The following is a 3,796-nucleotide window of genomic DNA, read 5'->3' on the forward strand; positions in this document are numbered from 1 at the left end:
ATAAATATTGCAAGTCCAAATTCTCAAACACTATTTTCACAAGAATTAGATATAAATAAACATTATGTAATACTTGTAAAAATTCCTACAATAGGAACTGAATATATAACAATATTTGAAGAAAGGTAAAAAAATGAAAAAATATATCTTAACAGCTTTTGCTGTATTTTTATGTTCGTGTGCTAACAATGCAAATGTAATCAAAAACAATCAATGCTTTAATGTAAGCTATTTAGATGAAGATTTAAATAAAATTCTAAAATGCGAAGAAAGAAGCAATAATGATTTTAATAACCTAATAATTAGTATTGAACTTACTAATATAAGCAATAATGAACTAAATCTTAAATACTCACAAGATTGGTTTTATGATAATGGTATGCATGTTGATAATTTAGGTTTAGCTAAAAAAGAGCTAACACTACAACCAAAAGAAACAAAATATATAAAATTAGGTGCTCCAGCAAACGCACATAATTACAAAATAAAAATTAACAAATTTAATTAAGGAGACAAAATGAAAAAATACTACACACTGGCTTTAGCACTAAGTTTAGGAGCTTGTGCAGCTGCACCAAGTTATGTCGTTGATGAAGTAAATAATGGCAAAAATCAGCCTGTTTCACTAGGTATTGATGATATAGATTTACAAAATGCGGCAAGAGATTTGATTAATTCTATGTTAGCAAGCCCTGTTTTTGCTACTTCAAATCCAAACGAACGCCATATTCTTGTAATGAGTAGGATTACTAATGATACAATGCAACATTTTGATACAGATATTCTTACTAAAAAAATAAGAATTGCTTTACTTAATTCTGGTCGTGTTTATGTAACAACAGCAATTGGAGCTAATGGGGCTGAGGATAATATGACCCACGCTACAAGAGAATTAAGAGATAATGACGAATTTAATCAAAAAACAATCGCTAAAAAAGGCACAATATTAAGTGCAAATAGGTCTTTAAGCGGTAAAATAATTCAAAGAAATACTAGAATTAAAGGAACTTTTAGTGATTCTCAAAGAGTTGATTATTATTTCCAAATGACGGTTACAAATCTTGATAATGGCTTAGCAATTTGGGAAGATGAAATAAAAATTAATAAACTTGGTTCAAATAGGAGTGTAGCATGGTAAAAAAAGTATTGTTAAGTTCTGTATTAGCAGGTATTTTAAGTATTGGAGCATTTGCAGAAGAAACTAAAAATCAAGAAGTAGTTAATGAAGTAACAACACCAAAAGAAGAAAGTGTTGTAAGTCAAAATATAAAACCTTCAGTTGATGAAGTGTTGCCAATTAGCGATGAAAACAATGGCTTTGTTGATGATGAAAATGATATTTTAAGAATGATGAGTGAAGTAGCAGAACAAATAGAAGATAAAGCAAGTGGAAGAGAAGCTTTCATTTCTCCTGCTATTCCAATTCCTGTATTTAGAGAAGACCCAAAATACTATGATTATTTAGCAAGTGCTTATAGTGAAGCATTTTTAAGATTAAAAGCAAAAATCGTTATGGAAAAATACGGCATTTATCAAACAAAAGCTATTTTAAGTGGTTATGGCGATGATTTAAGTGATGCTGATATTGATAAATTAATAGAGCAAGAAATTAAAAGTCAAAAAGAAAAAAACAGAACAGCAGAAAACATTATAAATGCACTAATTAAAAAAATCGTAGGAGATGATGCTATAAAAGAACAAGAGTTAATTTATAAAGCTGAAAAAATCAAAAACTCTCAAGATTTTAAAACAGAATCGCTTAAAACAGCATTTGGTGCTGTAAATGGTTTAATTCCTTATGAAAATTATATTGTAAAAGGTAAAAATGGCTATGACCAAGTTGGTCTAGTAGCTTATATATCACCTAAATCAATAGAATTAGCAGAAGCTTTAAAAGGTGGATATTTAGCAAAACCAACAGCTAAAAAAGAACAATGCAAAAATGCAAGAGAATTAGCAAATAGTATTAAAACCCCACTTTCAAAATTAGGGCTTACATTTTTCTATGATGAAAATTGCCAACCAGCATTAATTTCTTATGGTATGAAAAACTATGAAAATAAAGGTAAATTTGCAGATAGAAAAGCTGAAAACGCTATTAAAGTTGCACAAATGAAAGCAGAGCAAAATCTAGCTATGTTTATAGGAACTCAAATTAGCACAAAAGAAAGAGAAAGAACAGTTCAAAGAGCTATGGAAAAAGTAGCAGTTGAAGTTAAGAGCAAAGATGGCATTGATGAGCAAACAGGTGGTTTAGTAGAAGAAAATGCTATTTCAACAGTATTCCAAGAAAATATGAGTGCTAGTGCAAGTATGAAACTAATTGGCACAAAAATTGTAAATAATTGGAGAAAAACAAAAGGTGAGCAAGGTGTAACAGGAGTGATGGTATATTATTCGCCTGCAAGCGTTCATGAATCAAAAAGTGGTTTAAAACCTACACAAGCAATAACACCACCAACAAATACTTCAAAAGTAATTCGCTCTAAAAATGTAGAAGTTGATGATTTCTAGGATTAAATTATGAAAAAGATATTAATTATTTTTTTAGGCTTATTTTTAGTAAGCCTAAATGCTAAAGTAGTAACTACAACTAGCACAAAAACTGCTACCGGAGAAGGCTACGGCATTACTTATAGCGAAGCCGTTGATAATGCATTAGCACAAGCTGTTACTAAGCTAAATGGTGCATATATTAAAGCTAGTAATTCTTTTAGTCAAACACAATTAGAATCAAGTGCAGACGGAACAAACATTAATGCTTTATTTAATCAAAAAATTAGCAAAGCAACAAATGGTCGCTTTAGCTCTTTTGAAGTTATAGAAAATACAAAAACAGAAGATGGATTTAGAGTAGTCGTAAGTATTCAAAAAACAGCAGTTTCAAAAAAATACGAACTAGCCGGAATGAAAAACGATAGAAGAAAAATCATCGTAGCACCTGCTCTAAGTCCGAATAATTTTTCTTTATTAGGAAGAGATAGCGAACAAATATTAAGAGATTTAAGGTTTAAAATAGAAAGCAATATCCACAAAACTCGTAAATTTGATTTATTGGATAGACAAGCAGGAGAAGCATTAGCTGTTGAAAGAGATATAATTTTAAATGACGCAAATAAAGATGAAGCCTTAAAATTAGGTCAAAATCTAGGCACTGATTATATATTGCTTTACACCATAAGCGATGTTAATACAATTAATAAAAATTACTCAATTATTGGCAGTGGTAGTAGTTCTAAAGTAAGTGTTAGTATAAATTATCAAGTTATTACATTTGCAACTAGACAAATAAGATTTGCTGATAGCATAAGCCTTGATATAAAATCTAAAGATTATGATAGCATTTTAAACAATATTGCAAGCACTATTGTATTAAACACTCAAGCTGCTATTTATCCGCCAAAAATAGAAAAAATCAGCAATAATCAAGCAGTTTTTACTCAAAGCCTACCTATAAATACACAACTAGAATGCTATAAAAAAGGCGATAAAATCTATGATAGTTACACAAAAGAGCTAAACGGCTACGAAGAAATTTTTAGTGCTTTAGTGCAAGTAACTAATGCAAATGCTAAAACAAGCTATGCAAAAATATTAGAAGGTAATGCAAATAAAGGCGATATTTGTAGATTTAAAAATATTGGCAATAACTCTACAAGCAATGATGCAAATGGAAAAGATGTAAAAGATATAACACCGGTTCAAGGTGGTGGATTTATATTTTAAAAATAAAAAGAATTTGATTTATTCAAATTCTTTTATCATACAAATTCTTATTATCTTTATACGCCATTAA

Annotated in this window: 4 protein-coding genes; all 4 read left to right on the forward strand. The window is 29.5% G+C overall.

What is annotated here, in order from left to right:
* Positions 1-133 precede the first annotated feature (133 nt).
* Genes AVBRAN9331_RS09560 through AVBRAN9331_RS09575 form a run of 4 tightly spaced genes read left to right on the forward strand, consistent with a single transcriptional unit; the run spans position 134 to position 3,726 of the window.
* Positions 134-508, forward strand: coding sequence for a DUF1425 domain-containing protein (locus tag AVBRAN9331_RS09560; protein ID WP_214118876.1), 375 nt, complete (start codon positions 134-136; stop codon positions 506-508).
* A 9-nt stretch (positions 509-517) separates the two neighbouring features.
* A complete protein-coding gene (gene lpoB / locus AVBRAN9331_RS09565) occupies positions 518-1,138 on the forward strand; it encodes a penicillin-binding protein activator LpoB (protein WP_214118878.1) in 621 nt (206 codons plus the stop codon).
* Positions 1,132-2,514: a hypothetical protein gene (locus tag AVBRAN9331_RS09570; protein ID WP_336612910.1), complete on the forward strand. Its 1,383-nt coding sequence runs from the start codon at positions 1,132-1,134 to the stop codon at positions 2,512-2,514. Before lpoB ends, AVBRAN9331_RS09570 begins: the two co-directional genes overlap by 7 nt.
* A gap of 9 nt (positions 2,515-2,523) precedes the next feature.
* Positions 2,524-3,726, forward strand: a complete 1,203-nt coding sequence (locus tag AVBRAN9331_RS09575; protein ID WP_336612911.1) for a hypothetical protein — start codon at positions 2,524-2,526, stop codon at positions 3,724-3,726.
* Positions 3,727-3,796 lie beyond the last annotated feature (70 nt).

The organism is Campylobacter sp. RM9331, assembly GCF_020137685.1.
Taxonomy (GTDB): Bacteria; Campylobacterota; Campylobacteria; order Campylobacterales; family Campylobacteraceae; genus Campylobacter_E.